A 15,521-nucleotide genomic window follows, 5' to 3' on the forward strand; every position below is an offset into this window, starting at 1 on the left:
CGAAACCCAATTCTCGCCGCCCGGGAAGTAATTGTTTATTTCAGCCAGATTTCGCCAGCGTTACACAGCGCCCGGCAATCGGCCGCATCAGCACGCAGATCAGCAGGCACAAGGATTTCATCCACGCCAGGCCCCGTGAAGCGCGGATCGTCACATTCATTGTCCCGCGCCCAGCGCGAAGAATTATTTCCGTATTCAATGGCCCGGCATTGCGCCACATCCCACTGTGCACGGGTGCGTGCCAGACGAATGCGCTGCGCACTGTAAAGCGTCTGGCAATCCGTCGCATCTTTGCCGATGTTATCCACGCTCAGGGAAGAGGCCATGCCACCGCCGGTAAAACGCGGATCATCACATTCATTGTCATTCGGGTAATCACCCGTGTTGTTGCCAAAAGAAAGGCCAGCGGCGGTTGTGACACAGGCGGCAAGCACACCAGCCCCTGCCAGCATAAGCAGGCTTTTGAGTTTCATTCTATTTCCCTCGTACTTAATATATCCGCAAAAGGACGTTTTTCCCCCCGGATGTCAAAAGGTAATCGTGATTTTCACCATTTCCCGAAGGATCTTTCAGGCGCTTATCTGAACTCCCCCCTTGCCACTGCGACATTTTCACGCTTTTCTGGTGCGATCAGGGAAGCGCGCGAGGCTTTACGTCGCATCGGGCCCGCGCATTGAAAACGGTAACGGGCAATTTACACCCGCAGTTTTCCGAAAAGAAGGCGACACGGACTAACATATGAGCCAGATTGAATTTCTCCTCAACGGGGAAGCTGTCTCGCTAAATACAGTGAACCCGACCGAAACGTTGCTGGATCACCTGCGCAATACACGTGGGCTGAATGGTACAAAAGAAGGTTGCAATGAAGGCGATTGCGGTGCCTGCACGGTGATGGTTGAGGATCCCGACGGCACCCGCGCGCTGAACGCCTGCATTCTGTTTTTGCCGCAACTGCATGGCAAATCCGTGACCACCGTAGAAGGGCTGGTGGCAAAAGACGGCACCTTGCATCCGGTGCAGGACGCCATGATTGAACATCACGGCAGTCAGTGCGGTTTCTGCACGCCGGGTTTTGTCATGTCGATGGCGACGGCCCATAAAAACGGTGCAACGGATTACGACGATCAGCTGGCCGGGAACCTCTGCCGCTGCACGGGTTACGCCCCGATTATCCGCGCAGCAGAGGCCGCCGCAGATCAGCCCGTGCCCGATCACCTCGCAAAACCTTTCATCTTGCCGGAAATACTCGCGGGGGTCCCAGGGGGCAGCCAGCCCCCTGGCGCGGCAACACATTTCCGCCCGCAAACCTCTGACGAACTTGCAACCTGGTACGCCGCCAATCCGGACGCCACATTGATAGCCGGGGCGACTGATGTTGGTCTCTGGGTGACAAAGCAATTGCGCGCGCTGCCAAAAACCGCCTTTCTGAACGGCATTCAGGATATGCAGCAGATTGAGGACAAAGGCGATCATCTGCGCGTCGGGGCCGGTGTTTCCGTGGAAGCCCTGCGCCCTGTTATCAATGATCTTTACCCGTCTTTCGGGGAAATGCTGCGCCGTTTTGCATCGAAACAGGTGCGCAATGCGGCAACCATCGGTGGCAATATTGCCAATGGGTCCCCCATCGGGGACAGCCCACCCGCGCTGATTGCCCTGGGTGCGAGCCTGCATCTGCGCAATGGTAATGTGCAGCGCGAGATCCCGCTGGAAGATTACTTTATTGAGTATGGCAAACAAGACCGCGCACCCGGTGAATTTGTTGAAGCGGTCAGCATTCCTAAGAAACGCGATGCGCTTCGGGTGTATAAACTGTCAAAACGGTTCGATCAGGATATTTCCGCCGTGCTGGGGGCGATTTATATTATGGGCGATGGCAAAGTGATGTCTGAAGTCCGTATCGCCTTTGGCGGCATGGCAGGCACGCCGAAACGGGCGACACATGCAGAAAATGCACTGATCGGGCAGCCCTGGTCGATGGAAAGCATCGAAGCCGCCTGCGCAGCCCTGACACAGGATTTCACCCCGATGAGCGATATGCGGGCGTCTGCCAGCTACCGGATGGAAGCGGCACAAAACATGCTGCGCCGTTATATGCAGGACGCGATGGGGAAACCCGTTTCTGTGCTGGAGGTGACACCATGAGCGTTGCAAAATCCCTGACCCATGATTCCGCCCGCCTGCATGTTACCGGCACCGCGCGTTACCTTGATGACGTACCCATGCCCGCCAACACGCTACATCTGGCCTTTGGCACATCAGAGGTTGCGCATGGGGTGATTACCGCGATCAATCTGGATGCTGTGCGTGCCGCACCGGGCGTGGTTGCGGTCCTGACGGCGGATGATTTGCCTTTTGAAAACGATGTCTCGCCTTCCATTCATGATGAACCGCTGCTTGCGACAGGATCCGTGCATTACCTGGGCCAGCCCATTTTTCTGGTGGTTGCGGACAGCCACTTAAACGCGCGCAAAGCAGCGCGGCTTGGTGAGATCACGATTGAGGAAAAGACACCCCTTCTGACGATTGATCAGGCGATGGAAGCGAACAGCCGGTTTGAAGACGGTCCGCGCATCTGGTCAAAAGGCGACGCATCCGCGGCCATTGAAAATGCACCGCGCGTTGTTGAAGGCCGCTTTGAGATGGGCGGACAGGAACATTTCTATCTGGAAGGCCAGGCAGCTCTGGCCATGCCTGCCGAGAATGGCGACATCTATGTGTCGTCCTCTACCCAGCATCCGACAGAAATCCAGCACAAAGTCGCCCATGCCATCGGCAAACCCATGCATGCGGTACGTGTGGAAAGCCGCCGGATGGGCGGCGGATTTGGCGGCAAGGAAAGCCAGGGCAATGCTTTGGCCTGTGCCTGCGCCGTGGCCGCGTTGCAGACCGGGCGGCCCTGCAAGATGCGCTATGACCGCGATGACGATATGATGATCACCGGCAAGCGCCATGACTTCCGCATCGCCTATCGCGCAGGCGTTGATGATGTGGGCCGTATTCTGGGCGTTGAATTCACCCATTACGCCCGCTGTGGCTGGGCGCTGGATCTGTCCCTGCCTGTGGCGGATCGTGCGATGTTGCATGCGGACAACACGTATAATCTGGACCATGTCACAATCGAAAGCCACCGGTTGAAAACCAACACCCAAAGCGCCACCGCCTATCGCGGCTTTGGCGGGCCTCAGGGGATGCTGGGGATGGAACGGTTGATGGATCACATCGCGCGGGATCTTGGGAAAGACGCCCTGGATGTACGTCGCGCGAATTTTTATGCGGATATGATTGATAACGCCGGGCAAACCACCCCCTACGGGCAGGAGATCACGGATTGTATCATCAATGATCTGGTGGATGAACTGGCCGACAATGCCGAATACCAGACACGCCGGGCAGCCACTGAGGTCTGGAACACTGAAAATGACATCCTGAAGAAAGGCCTGGCTCTGACGCCTGTTAAGTTTGGCATCAGTTTCACGCTGACGCATCTGAACCAGGCGGGCGCGCTTGTGCATGTCTATCAGGATGGATCGATCCACCTGAACCATGGCGGCACGGAAATGGGCCAGGGCCTGTTTCAGAAGGTGGCGCAGGTCGCTGCCAGCCGCTTTGGCGTCAGCATGGATGCGGTCAAGATCACACCGACGGACACCGCGAAAGTGCCGAATACGTCAGCAACAGCGGCCTCTTCCGGTGCTGATCTGAACGGGATGGCGGTACAGGCGGCCTGTGATACGATCCGCGCGCGCATGGCAGATTTTCTGGGCGAATATTACCAGATTGCCCCATCTGAGGTCCGTTTTACCGAGGATCAGGTGCATATCGGCCAGGAGGTTCTGACATTCGCTGCAAGCGCGAAGCTTGCTTATGAAAACCGGATTTCACTGTCCTCCACCGGGTTTTATAAAACGCCGGAAATCTCCTGGGATCGCATCAAGGGGCACGGGCGGCCGTTCTATTACTTCGCTTACGGGGCTTCTGTCACTGAGGTCGTGATCGACACGTTAACCGGGGAAAACCGCATTCTGCGCACGGATATTCTGCATGACGCAGGCAACAGCCTGAACCCGGCGCTGGATATCGGCCAGGTGGAAGGCGCTTATGTTCAGGGCGCGGGCTGGCTGACAACCGAAGAACTGGTCTGGGATGATAAAGGTCGTCTGCGCACCCATGCGCCAAGCACCTATAAGATCCCCGCCTGTTCCGACCGGCCTGATATTTTCAACGTCACGCTGTATGAAAACGAAAACCCGGTTGAAACGGTTTACCGGTCCAAGGCCGTGGGCGAGCCACCGTTCAACCACGGGATTTCTGCGCTGATGGCATTGTCGGATGCGGTATCTGCCTGCGGTGATACTTTCGCAGATCTTCAGGCCCCGGCGACGGCTGAAAACATCCTGGCCGCTGTGAAACGGGCGCGCGGATGAGTGACTGGATCACAGTGACTGTGGCGCAGGTCATGGGATCTGCGCCACGTGAGGCCGGGGCCTCTATGCGGGTGTTTGCGGACCATCAGGACGGCACCATCGGTGGTGGCCGGCTGGAATGGGAAGCGGCAAAGATCGCGCGACAGATGCTGGCCGATGGCAAAATACAAAGCCGCCAGACCATACCTCTTGGCCCCAACCTTGGTCAGTGTTGTGGCGGCACCGTTGTTCTGGATTTCATCGCCGACAGCCTGATTGAAGAACAGATGGGAGCACCGTTCTGGATCTGGGGGGCGGGACATACGGGCGAAGCCATCTGCCGCGTTATGGCCCCCCTGCCCGGATTTCAGATCACGCTTGTGGATTTTGACGCAAAACGTCTGCCAGAAGACCTGCCAGACAGGATCACCCCGGCAATCGCAAAACACCCGGCACAGCTTGTGCCACACACACCCAAAAACGCCCATCACATCATCCTGACCCATGATCACGCGCTTGATCTGGAACTCTGCCATGCGTTGCTGAACCATGGGTTCACCAGTTGTGGCGTGATCGGGTCGGCCACAAAATGGGCGCGGTTTCAGAAACGTCTGTTTGAGGCGGGACATACTGCCGCAAAAATCAGCACCATCCGTTGCCCCATTGGTAACCCCGCTTTAGGGAAACATCCGGCAGAAATAGCTGTTGGTGTTGCGGGCGAGTTGCTGGCATATGGGAACGAAACATCTGTGGACACAACCACAGGCACAGAGGGAGAGATCGCATCATGAGTGACACGGGCGAAGCACCGGTTTTGTTGCATCTGGACGGGCTGACCAAAGCCTATCCCGGCGTTGTGGCCAATGACAGCGTCAGTTTTGACATCCGTGAGGGCGAAGTTCACGCGCTTCTGGGGGAAAACGGCGCGGGCAAATCCACCCTTGTGAAAATGATCTATGGTCTTGTGAAACCCGACAGCGGCACAATGACCCTGCGCGGGCAGAGGTTTGAACCTTCTGAACCCCGGGCTGCACGTGCCGATGGCATTGCGATGGTGTTTCAGCATTTCTCGCTGTTTGATGCGCTGAACGTGGCGGAGAATATTGCGCTTGGCATGGAAAAGCCGCCGAAGATGGGCGATCTGGCAGCAAAGATTAAAGAGGTCAGCGAAGAATATGGATTGCCGCTGGATCCGCATGCGACCGTGGGTAATCTGTCTGCCGGGGAACGCCAGCGCGTGGAGATTATCCGTTGTCTACTGCAGGATCCGAAGCTTCTGATCATGGATGAACCGACATCGGTTCTGACACCGCAGGAAGTTGAGATTCTGTTCGAAACCCTGCGTCAGCTGTCCCGTGAGGGCACCGCAATTCTTTATATCTCCCATAAGCTTGAAGAAATCCGCAGCCTTTGCGATGAGGCCACGGTTTTGCGCCTGGGCAAGGTTGTGGGCAGCTGCACACCCCGCGAAAAATCTGCGCGTGAACTGGCGGAAATGATGGTGGGTGAGGTTCTGCACGTGCCGGAACGCGCGGCCAAAGATGCGGGCGAGGTTGTATTGTCGGTTTCTGATCTGTCCGTGGACAGCCCAAACCCCTTTGGCACCAGCCTGAAGAACGTCAGTCTGGAAGTGCGCGCCGGTGAAATTCTGGGCATTGGCGGGGTTGCGGGAAATGGGCAGGATGAACTGCTGGCCGCGATTTCCGGCGAGGCAAAGACGGATCAGGGTGCCGTGACAGTGCATGGCAAAGCCGTGGGCAATCTGTCCCCGAATGAACGGCGCAAACTTGCAATCCTGGCGGCCCCCGAAGAACGCCTGGGCCACGCTGCGGCACCTGATATGAGCCTGATTGAAAACGCTCTGCTGACGGGGGCTGTGCGTAAAGATCTGACGAAATCCGGTTTTGTGAACTGGGGCGCATCCCGTGAATTTGCCCGGGAAATCATCAAGAAATTCGATGTACGCACGCCAGGATCAACAAATGCGGCGCGGTCTCTGTCCGGTGGCAACCTGCAGAAATTTGTTGTCGGTCGCGAAGTGCTGCAAGACCCGGATGTTCTGGTTGTGAACCAGCCGACCTGGGGTGTGGATGCCTCTGCCGCGGCCTCAATCCGGCAAAGCCTGTTGGATCTGGCAGAACGCGGGGCGGCGATCATTGTGATCAGCCAGGATCTGGATGAGTTGATGGAAATTTCTGATCGCTTTGCGGCTTTGAATGAAGGCTCCCTGTCAGATGCACGCCCGGCGGTCGGCCTGACAGTGGATGAAATCGGCCTGATGATGGGCGGGGCCCATGGGATGGAAGTGGCACACAGCCACCCGGATGAACATCATGAAGGAGCCACATCATGATCCGGCTTGAAAAACGCGCAACCCCTTCAAAACAGTGGTCTCTGGCTGCGCCTTTGCTGGCGGTTCTGCTGACGATGATCGCGGGGGGCTTTATGTTTGCCGCCCTGGGCAAAGACCCGGTGGAAGCGATCCGCCTGATTTTCTGGGATCCGATTCTTGGTGAATTCGCGGATTATTTCCGCCCGCAACTGCTGGTGAAAGCCGGGCCGCTGATCCTGATTGCGATTGGTCTGTCTCTGGGCTTTCGGGCCGGCATCTGGAATATTGGCGCTGAGGGCCAGTATATTATGGGCGCGATTTTCGGCGCGGCGGTGGGGCTTGCGTTTTATCCTGCAGAGCTTTGGATCATCTTCCCGCTGATGGTAATTGCGGGTGCCGTGGGCGGGACGCTCTGGGCGATGATCCCGGCGATCCTGAAGACGAAATTCAACACCAATGAAATCCTGACCTCGCTGATGCTGGTTTATATCGCCCAGGAAATCCTGAAATCCATGGCGAACGGATTGCTGAAAAACCCAGAGGGCCATGGCTTCCCGGGATCGCGCAACCTTGCGCATTATTCCGCGTCCTCAAACCCGGAACTGATCGCAGGCACCGGCATGCATTGGGGCGTGGTCGCCGCCTTTATCGCGGTGATTGCAGCTTATATCCTGTTAAGCCGCCATATCCTGGGCTTTCAGATCCGCCTGACGGGCGAAAGCCCGCGTGCCGCACGTTTCGCATCCGTGCGCCCGAACCTGCTGATTGTGATCTGCATGGGGCTTTCCGGTGGGCTGGCTGGCCTTGCGGGCTTGTTTGAAGTCACCGGTCCCGCAGGCCAGATCACCGATAAATTCAACGTCGGTTACGGTTTCACCGCGATTATCGTGGCATTCCTGGGCCGCCTGAACCCAATCGGCATTCTGCTGGCAGGGCTTCTGATGGCGCTGACTTATATCGGTGGTGAAATGGCGCAGCTGCAGCTGTCCATTCCAGCAGCCGCAATTCAGGCCTTCCAGGGGATGCTGTTGTTCTTCCTGCTGGCAATGGATGTGCTGACAAACTTCAGAATACGTTTCGGACGGGAGGCAGCGTAATGGATCTTTCTTCTTTTGACCCGGTGGTGCTGATCACCACCATGATGATCGCCGCAACACCTATTCTTCTGGCCGCACTTGGCGAACTTGTTGCTGAAAAAGCCGGCGTTCTGAACCTGGGTGTCGAAGGCATGATGATCTTCGGCGCGATCTGCGGTTTCATGATTGCTGTGAACACCGGCAGCCCGTTTCTGGGGTTCGTCGCAGCAGCCGTTGGCGGGGCGGTTCTGTCCCTGCTGTTTGGCCTGCTGACGCAATATCTGCTGTCCAACCAGGTGGCGACCGGTCTTGCACTGACGCTGTTTGGTCTGGGGCTTTCTGCCCTTCTGGGGCAGAGCTATGCAGGCATCAAACCACCATCCACGGAAAAGCTGGATCTGCCTGTTTTGTCTGATCTGCCCGTTGTCGGGCCAATCCTGTTCAGCCATGATCTGATGGTTTACTTTGCCATTGCTCTGGTCGCGGGCGTCTGGGCCGTGCTGAAATATACCCGTGCTGGTCTGATCCTGCGTGCGGTTGGTGAAAACCACGATGCCGCCCATGCACTTGGCTATAAGGTAGTGCGCATCCGCCTGCTGGCGATCATGTTTGGCGGTGCCTGTGCAGGCCTTGGCGGGGCTTACCTGTCGCTGGTGCGTGTACCGCAATGGACCGAAGGCATGACCGCAGGCGCGGGCTGGATTGCGCTGGCGATTGTTGTCTTTGCAAGCTGGAAGCCCTGGCGCGTTCTGCTGGGGGCCTGGCTGTTTGGTGGTGTGACCTTCCTGCAGCTTTACCTTCAGGCCGCGGGCGTTAGTATCCCGGTCGAATATCTGTCCATGTCGCCCTATGTCATCACAATTGTCGTTCTGGTGATCATGTCCGCAGATAAAAACAAAGCCGCGATGAATGCGCCTGCCTCGCTGGGCAAGCAATTCCACGCAACGCATTAAAGGGTAAGACAGTGGCGCTGACACGGCAGGACATCATTCTGATCCTTGACGGCGGCCACCCCACGGTTGGCTATACGGTTTCAACCGGGCTGAATGTGCTGATCGGCCTGTCCGCCGTTGCCATCGCGCTTGAAACCGTGCCGGGCCTGCCAGACTGGGCCGGAAGCCTTTTGTGGAAGTTCGAGGTCTTTATTCTCAGCGTGTTCATCCTGGAATATGCGCTGAAGGTGATCTGTTCCCCAAAACCGCTGAAATATATCTTCAGCTTCTGGGGCATCATTGATCTTCTGTCCTGTGCACCGGCCCTGGCTCTTCTGAACCCGCACTGGCAGGCGGTGCGCACCCTGCGCCTGATGCGTATTTTACGGATGTTAAAGCCGTTCCATTCCTCACGGATCCTGTTTCGCCTGCGCGACGCCCTGCATCTGGTGAAAGGCGAACTTTACGTGTTTGGCATTCTGTCAGGCGTGATGCTTTATATCAGTTCGGTCGGGATCTATCTGTTTGAACATGACGCCCAGCCGGATGTCTTTACCTCAATCCCGGAAAGCTTCTGGTGGGCAATTGCATCGTTTACCACAGTGGGTTACGGGGATATGGTACCCATCACCACCGGCGGGCGTTTTTTTACCGCGATTGTGCTATTCATAGGGCTGGGAATCGTTGCCGTGCCTTCGGCGATCATCACCACCGCGTTGCTTGAAACGCAGACAAATCTGCGGCCACTGCGCGATGAAGAGAAGAATAAAACTGAACCTGACGACCAACACGGGAGAGATCAATGAAATCTGTTAAATCCATTCTGGCAGGCGCAACCCTTGCGCTTGGCCTTGGCGGCGCGGCTTATGCCGAAGATCCGCTGAAAGTCGGCTTTGTTTATGTGGGCCCGATCGGTGACTTTGGCTGGTCCTATGAACACGACCAGGGGCGTCTTGCTGTGGTAGAACACTTTGGCGACGCCGTTGAAACATCCTATGTGGAAAGCGTACCTGAAGGTGCGGACGCAGAACGTGTTCTGACACAGATGGCGCTGTCCGGTCATGACCTGATCTTCACCACCTCTTTCGGTTACATGGACCCGACCATCAACGTTGCGGCGAAATTCCCGGATGTGAAGTTTGAGCACGCCACCGGTTATAAAAACGCTGATAACGTATCGACATATTCCGCACGTTTCTATGAAGGCCGCGCCGTTCTGGGCACCATTGCCGGCCATATGACCGAAACCAACCAGGTTGGTTACATCGCGTCATTCCCGATCCCGGAAGTGATCCGCGGCATCAACTCTGCTTACATCCATGCACAAAAAGTGAACCCCGATGTCGAGTTCAAAATCGTCTGGGTGTACACTTGGTTTGATCCTGCGAAAGAAGCGGATGCGGCGACTGCTCTGATCGAGCAGGGCGTTGACGTGATCATGCAGCACACAGATTCCCCGGCAGCAATGACTATCGCGGAAGAGCGCGGCATCATGGCGTTTGGTCAGGCATCTGACATGGCACAATTCGGCCCGACAGCACGTCTGTCTTCCATCATCGACGACTGGGCGCCTTACTATATCGCGCGCACCCAGGCTGTGATCGACGGCACATGGGAAAGCACAAGCACCTGGGATGGCATCAAAGAAGGCATGGTTGAGATCGGTGAATTCTCTGACCGCGTTCCAGCTGAGGTTCAGGCAGAAGCACAGGCGATTTCTGACTCTATCGTGTCCGGCGAATACCACGCATTTACTGGTCCTCTGAACAAGCAAGACGGTTCTGTCTGGCTGGCTGAGGGTGAGACCGCGGATGACGGAACACTCGCGGGTATGGACTTCTATGTCGAAGGCGTTGAAGGCGACATTCCGAACTGATCTTATTGATCCTGTTGAATTTTTCGACGCTCCGGGCCAGTTGGTTCGGGGCGTTTTCTTTTGCCGGAAAACCGGAAAACCGGAAAACCGGAAAACCGGAAAACCGGAAAACTTTTTATTTTCAATACCCTTATGTCAATACAAAAAGGCCCGGAGGTTTCTCCGGGCCTTTTCGTTTCATCAAAGTTATTAACTTTTAACCTTACCGGTCAGATGCATTCTCAGATGCCAGCTGGCCTGCGAACCATGCGGCTGCTACCGGGTTCACACCACCTTTGGAGGACAGGGTAGCGCCGACAGATGGGTTGGCTTGTGTCTCGATGCCAGTGCCGGCTTCAGCCGCCAGGTCTGCAAAGATTTCAACAGCTTCTGCAGTGACGGGGCTTGAGCGTTCAACAACAACACTTTCAATACCGGTGTTGTCCTGGGCGAAGTGAGCTTCAACATCTTTGGCACCAGCAAAAGCAGGAGCAGCAACAGTCAGGGCGAGGATGGATGCGATTACAGTTTTCATAGCGTTAACCTTTCAAGGGTCTGGGTGTTTCGAATTTTGGAGGAAGTCTTTGTGCTTCCGATGTGATTGATTTGGGGGTGCTTCAGATCACCTTCAAGACACAGAACCGTGAGGATTGCGTTTTATATGTTCACACATGCACACCAATCTGTGAGCAGCTGAAACAGATAAATTCGACGGAATATCGCATGCACAACGTATGCACTTTCTATGCACATCTTATGCATATACGGGGAACGCGGCGTTCAGGATTTGGTAAGAGATCACCCGAGACATCCTGACAGGTTCGACAGGCTTGCATTCCCCCCCATCCGCCCCGCATACAGAGGCTATAGACGCGAAAGGATTCACTGTGGGATTACCAGTTAAAAGCCAGCTTAAATACTGGGGCATTGCCAGCGCCGTTTTTCTGATTGCTCTGTGGTACATCGGAAACGTCATGATGCCCTTCCTTCTGGGCGGTGCAATTGCCTATTTCCTGGATCCGGTTGCAGACCGTCTGGAAGAGGCAGGCCTGTCCCGGGTCAGCGCCACGGTTGTGATCTCGCTTGGTGCGATTCTGATGTTCCTGATCGTCGCCCTCACCGTTATCCCGATGCTGGTCACCCAGGCGATCTCACTGGTGGAAACCGCGCCAGAGCTGTTCATGCAGCTTGAAACCTTCCTCAGCAACAGGTTCCCCGGAATCATGGATGAAGGCGGGCCGATCAGCACCGCGCTTGCGAAAATCGGCGAAGTTGTTCAGGCACGCGGTGGGGAAATCCTGCAGGCGCTGCTGTCCTCAGCCCAGGGCGTTGTGAATATTGTCGTGCCGCTGGTGATTGCGCCGGTTGTGGCCTTTTATCTGCTGCTGGACTGGGATCGCATGGTGGAACAGGTGGATCGCCTGCTGCCCCGTGACCATGCCCCGGTGATCCGTCAGATTGCCAGTCAGATTGACCGCACCCTTGCGGCTTTCGTCCGCGGGCAAAGCACGGTTTGTCTGGTGCTGGGTACATTCTATGCGGTGTCCCTGATGTTTGTTGGCCTGAACTTCGGCATTGTGGCCGGTTTCATCGCGGGCCTGCTGACGTTTATCCCCTATGTCGGCGCATTGGTCGGCGGGGCCCTGGCGATTGGTCTGGCGCTGTTTCAGTTCTGGGGCGACTGGTGGTCTATCGGTCTGGTCGCAGGCATCTTTGCCGTTGGTCAGGTCCTGGAAGGCAATGTGATCACCCCGAAACTTGTCGGGAAATCCGTGGGGCTGCATCCGGTCTGGCTGATCTTTGCCCTGTCTGCCTTTGGCACGTTGTTTGGCTTTGTCGGCATGTTGGTTGCGGTGCCTGTTGCCGCCTCTATTGGTGTGATCGTACGTTTTGTCATCAGCCAGTATGAAGACAGCCTCCTGTATCAGGGGCATGAGCGCTATGCGCTGACCCATCCTGAAGAAGCGGCTGAGGACAGCGACGAGGCATAATGCAGCTTAGCTTTGATCTTCCTCTTGCTCCGGCCATGGGCCGGGATGATTTTCTGGTTTCCGACAGCAATGCCGTGGCCTTTGCCGCGCTGGAAAACCCTGCGGCCTGGCCTGCGGGCAAGCTTGCGCTGATTGGCGGGGCCGGCAGTGGCAAGACGCATCTGGCCCATGTCTGGGCGCAGGATAATGAGGCGGTGATCACCGATGCCCGCCGGTTGAACACAGCGGACGTGGAAGCCCTGGCAAGCGCGCCGCTGGTTGTTGAGCATCTGGAAGACATCGCAGGCAACCCTTACCTGGAGCGCGCGATGTTCCATCTGCACAATCTGACGCTGGCCAATCGCCAGCCCTTGCTGATCACGGGCCGGGAAGAGCCCACGCATTGGCCCATCGCCCTGCCGGATCTGAAAAGCCGGATGGCGGGCACACCGGCCATTCGCATTGATGCGCCGGATGATATGCTGCTGATGCAGGTGATGGTGAAACTGTTCACGGATCGCGGCATTGATGTGAAAGCGCCCGTGGTGGATTACCTGGTGAAACGCATGGATCGCAGCCTGGGTGCGGTGCAGCAGCTTGTGCAGGCCCTGGATCAGGAAGCCCTGGCACGTGGCAAACCCATTGGTCTGCGTCTGGCCGGGGAAGTTCTGGACAATATTGCGCATGAGGGCGCATAACGTCATTAAACCGTTACATTCAGACGTCAGGAGGTTCCTATGACTGATATTGTTCACGCCAGCGACTTCCTGAAAGCGCCCTTCCCTGCCCCTGTTGATCTTCCTGAAGAAGACCGTAGCGGACCCAAACGGTTCTTTAATCGCGAATTGTCCTGGCTGGCGTTTAACTGGCGCGTGCTGGAAGAGGCCTGCAATCCCCGGGTGCCCCTGCTGGAACGGCTGCGGTTTCTGTCGATTTCCGCGACGAACCTGGATGAATTTTACACCGTGCGTGTGGCGGGTCTGCGGGAACTGGCCCAGGCCGGGAATATGACACCGGCTGCGGATGGCTTGACACCCCAGGAACAGCTGGGACTGATCAACGCCGATGCGCGCACACTGATGGAACGGCAACAGGACACCTGGGATGTGCTGCGCGGCGAGATGGAAGACGCGGGCATTCATCTGCTGAAGGCGGGTGGGCTGACGGAAGATGACCTGGCTTATCTGGATGATCATTTCCTGAATGACGTGTTCCCGGTGCTTTCACCGCTGGCGATTGACCCGGCACATCCGTTTCCGTTTATCCCCAACGCGGGATTTGCGTTGGCGCTGCAATTGGAACGTAAATCAGACAAACGCCCCCTGCAGGCGCTTCTGCCAGTGCCGCATCAGATTGACCGGTTCGTGGCGCTGCCATCGACGGACACATGCACCCGTTTCCTGCCGCTGGAAGAGCATCTGCTGCTGCATATTGAACAGCTTTTCCCGGGTTATAAGGTCAAAGGGTCTTGCGCTTTCCGGGTGTTGCGGGACAGCGATCTTGAAGTCGAGGAAGAAGCCGAAGATCTGGTCCGCGAATTTGAGGTCGCCCTGAAACGCCGTCGCCGTGGCCAGGTGATCCGGATGAAACTTTCCACGGGTGCGCCGAAGGGGTTGCGCCGGATGATCATGGAAGAGCTGCCCGCGACAGAGGCGGATCTGGTGGAAATTGACGGAATGATCGGCCTTGCGGATCTGTCGGAACTTGTGCTGGATCAGCGCCCTGATCTGCTGTGGCCCGTGTTCACCCCGCGTGTGCCGGAACGGGTACAAGACCATGATGGCGATATGTTTGCGGCGATCCAGCAGAAAGATATGCTGCTGCATCATCCCTATGAGACCTTTGATATGGTGGTGCGGTTCCTGCAACAGGCCGCGCGCGACCCGGATGTGGTGGCGATCAAACAGACGCTGTATCGCACGTCCAAGAACTCGCCCATCGTCAGCGCGCTGTGTGAAGCAGCGGAAGATGGCAAATCTGTCACCGCCCTGGTCGAGCTGAAAGCCCGCTTTGACGAAGCCGCCAACATCCGTCAGTCCCGCCGCCTGGAACGGGCCGGGGCGCATGTGGTGTATGGTTTCCTTGATCTGAAAACCCACGCCAAGATTTCCACTGTTGTGCGCCGCGAAGGCGACCGTCTGGTGACCTACACCCATTACGGCACCGGCAATTATCACCCGATCACCGCGCGGATTTACACAGACGTCAGCCTTTTCACCTGTGACGCAAAACTTGGTCGCGATGCGACGCGGGTGTTCAATTACCTGTCGGGCTATGCCCAGCCCCAGGCCCTGGAAAATCTTGCGATTTCGCCGCTGACCCTGAAACCGCGTCTGCTGGAAATGATCGCGCGTGAGGCAGAATTCGCCCGTGCTGGCAAACCGGCAGAGATCTGGGCAAAGATGAATTCCCTGATTGATCCCGAGGTGATTGACGCGCTTTACGCCGCCAGCCGTGACGGGGTGAAGATCAGCCTGGTCATTCGCGGGATCTGTGGCTTGCGGCCTGGTATCAAAGGCCTGTCTGACAATATCCGCGTGAAATCCATTGTCGGGCGGTTCCTGGAACATTCCCGCATTGTCTGTTTTGGCAATGGCGTGGGCCTGCCGAACAAAAAGGCGCGTGTTTATATCTCAAGCGCGGACTGGATGGGGCGCAACCTGAACCGTCGCGTGGAAACCCTGATTGAAATCACCAATGCCACGGTGAAAGCCCAGGTTATGAACCAGGTGATGGCCGCGAACCTGGCCGATGAAGCACAAAGCTGGGTCATGGCACCCGATGGCAGTTTCATCCGGCCTGACTTTGCACCAGATGCCCGCCCGTTCAACTGCCACCGTTTTTTCATGGAAAACCCGTCCTTGTCCGGGCGCGGATCGGCGGGGGCATCGGATGTGCCACAACTGACACACAGCCACGACGATTAAAGCGGCGACTGACACTATTTGACCTG

Annotated in this window: 13 protein-coding genes; 11 read left to right on the plus strand and 2 right to left on the minus strand. The window is 56.8% G+C overall.

What is annotated here, in order from left to right; genetic code table 11:
- Positions 1 to 35: 35 nt before the first annotated feature.
- Positions 36 to 473 (minus strand): hypothetical protein, encoded by a 438-nt coding sequence (locus H1D41_RS16905; RefSeq protein ID WP_228850029.1) that lies wholly within the window; start codon positions 471 to 473, stop codon positions 36 to 38.
- Positions 474 to 738: 265 nt separating this feature from the next.
- On the opposite strand from H1D41_RS16905, the gene xdhA reads away from it, so the two are divergent.
- The 8 genes from xdhA to H1D41_RS16945 are packed head-to-tail and all read left to right on the plus strand — an operon-like array spanning position 739 to position 10,619.
- Positions 739 to 2,142 (plus strand): xanthine dehydrogenase small subunit, encoded by a 1,404-nt coding sequence (xdhA, locus tag H1D41_RS16910; protein ID WP_228850030.1) that lies wholly within the window; start codon positions 739 to 741, stop codon positions 2,140 to 2,142.
- Positions 2,139 to 4,424, plus strand: coding sequence for a xanthine dehydrogenase molybdopterin binding subunit (gene xdhB / locus H1D41_RS16915; RefSeq protein ID WP_228850031.1), 2,286 nt, complete (start codon positions 2,139 to 2,141; stop codon positions 4,422 to 4,424). Before xdhA ends, xdhB begins: the two co-directional genes overlap by 4 nt.
- A complete protein-coding gene (xdhC, locus tag H1D41_RS16920; RefSeq protein ID WP_228850032.1) occupies positions 4,421 to 5,194 on the plus strand; it encodes a xanthine dehydrogenase accessory protein XdhC in 774 nt (257 codons plus the stop codon). Before xdhB ends, xdhC begins: the two co-directional genes overlap by 4 nt.
- Positions 5,191 to 6,756: an ABC transporter ATP-binding protein gene (locus H1D41_RS16925; protein ID WP_228850033.1), complete on the plus strand. Its 1,566-nt coding sequence runs from the start codon at positions 5,191 to 5,193 to the stop codon at positions 6,754 to 6,756. Before xdhC ends, H1D41_RS16925 begins: the two co-directional genes overlap by 4 nt.
- Positions 6,753 to 7,832: an ABC transporter permease gene (locus H1D41_RS16930; protein WP_228850034.1), complete on the plus strand. Its 1,080-nt coding sequence runs from the start codon at positions 6,753 to 6,755 to the stop codon at positions 7,830 to 7,832. The genes H1D41_RS16925 and H1D41_RS16930 overlap by 4 nt, the downstream gene beginning before the upstream one ends.
- Positions 7,832 to 8,764 carry an ABC transporter permease gene (locus H1D41_RS16935; protein ID WP_228850035.1) on the plus strand — a complete coding sequence of 311 codons (933 nt, stop codon included), beginning with the start codon at positions 7,832 to 7,834 and terminating at the stop codon, positions 8,762 to 8,764. Before H1D41_RS16930 ends, H1D41_RS16935 begins: the two co-directional genes overlap by 1 nt.
- An 11-nt stretch (positions 8,765 to 8,775) precedes the next feature.
- Positions 8,776 to 9,549: an ion transporter gene (locus H1D41_RS16940; RefSeq protein ID WP_228850036.1), complete on the plus strand. Its 774-nt coding sequence runs from the start codon at positions 8,776 to 8,778 to the stop codon at positions 9,547 to 9,549.
- A complete protein-coding gene (locus H1D41_RS16945) occupies positions 9,546 to 10,619 on the plus strand; it encodes a BMP family ABC transporter substrate-binding protein (RefSeq protein WP_228850037.1) in 1,074 nt (357 codons plus the stop codon). The genes H1D41_RS16940 and H1D41_RS16945 overlap by 4 nt, the downstream gene beginning before the upstream one ends.
- 202 nt (positions 10,620 to 10,821) lie before the next feature.
- On the opposite strand, the gene H1D41_RS16950 is transcribed toward H1D41_RS16945, so the two are convergent.
- Positions 10,822 to 11,133 (minus strand): hypothetical protein, encoded by a 312-nt coding sequence (locus H1D41_RS16950; RefSeq protein WP_228847690.1) that lies wholly within the window; start codon positions 11,131 to 11,133, stop codon positions 10,822 to 10,824.
- A gap of 352 nt (positions 11,134 to 11,485) precedes the next feature.
- Between H1D41_RS16950 and H1D41_RS16955 the strand changes: the two genes are divergently transcribed.
- From H1D41_RS16955 to H1D41_RS16965, 3 genes are read left to right on the plus strand one after another with little or no spacing between them, the layout of a single operon-like run.
- The gene (locus tag H1D41_RS16955; RefSeq protein WP_228850038.1) at positions 11,486 to 12,589 is read left to right on the plus strand and encodes an AI-2E family transporter; all 1,104 of its coding nucleotides are present in this window, start codon (positions 11,486 to 11,488) and stop codon (positions 12,587 to 12,589) included.
- Positions 12,589 to 13,266: an HdaA/DnaA family protein gene (locus H1D41_RS16960; protein ID WP_228850039.1), complete on the plus strand. Its 678-nt coding sequence runs from the start codon at positions 12,589 to 12,591 to the stop codon at positions 13,264 to 13,266. Before H1D41_RS16955 ends, H1D41_RS16960 begins: the two co-directional genes overlap by 1 nt.
- A 39-nt stretch (positions 13,267 to 13,305) precedes the next feature.
- Positions 13,306 to 15,495 carry an RNA degradosome polyphosphate kinase gene (locus tag H1D41_RS16965; protein ID WP_228850040.1) on the plus strand — a complete coding sequence of 730 codons (2,190 nt, stop codon included), beginning with the start codon at positions 13,306 to 13,308 and terminating at the stop codon, positions 15,493 to 15,495.
- The last annotated feature ends 26 nt before the right edge of the window (positions 15,496 to 15,521 follow it).

The organism is Halocynthiibacter styelae, assembly GCF_016123485.1.
Taxonomy (GTDB): domain Bacteria; phylum Pseudomonadota; class Alphaproteobacteria; order Rhodobacterales; family Rhodobacteraceae; genus Halocynthiibacter; species Halocynthiibacter styelae.

Coding starts and splice junctions, on each gene's coding strand:
- H1D41_RS16905 (WP_228850029.1), bottom strand. CDS start 473: ATGAAACTCAAAAGCCTGCTTATGCTGGCAGGGGCTGGTGTGCTTGCC.
- xdhA (WP_228850030.1), top strand. CDS start 739: ATGAGCCAGATTGAATTTCTCCTCAACGGGGAAGCTGTCTCGCTAAAT.
- xdhB (WP_228850031.1), top strand. CDS start 2,139: ATGAGCGTTGCAAAATCCCTGACCCATGATTCCGCCCGCCTGCATGTT.
- xdhC (WP_228850032.1), top strand. CDS start 4,421: ATGAGTGACTGGATCACAGTGACTGTGGCGCAGGTCATGGGATCTGCG.
- H1D41_RS16925 (WP_228850033.1), top strand. CDS start 5,191: ATGAGTGACACGGGCGAAGCACCGGTTTTGTTGCATCTGGACGGGCTG.
- H1D41_RS16930 (WP_228850034.1), top strand. CDS start 6,753: ATGATCCGGCTTGAAAAACGCGCAACCCCTTCAAAACAGTGGTCTCTG.
- H1D41_RS16935 (WP_228850035.1), top strand. CDS start 7,832: ATGGATCTTTCTTCTTTTGACCCGGTGGTGCTGATCACCACCATGATG.
- H1D41_RS16945 (WP_228850037.1), top strand. CDS start 9,546: ATGAAATCTGTTAAATCCATTCTGGCAGGCGCAACCCTTGCGCTTGGC.
- H1D41_RS16950 (WP_228847690.1), bottom strand. CDS start 11,133: ATGAAAACTGTAATCGCATCCATCCTCGCCCTGACTGTTGCTGCTCCT.
- H1D41_RS16960 (WP_228850039.1), top strand. CDS start 12,589: ATGCAGCTTAGCTTTGATCTTCCTCTTGCTCCGGCCATGGGCCGGGAT.
- H1D41_RS16965 (WP_228850040.1), top strand. CDS start 13,306: ATGACTGATATTGTTCACGCCAGCGACTTCCTGAAAGCGCCCTTCCCT.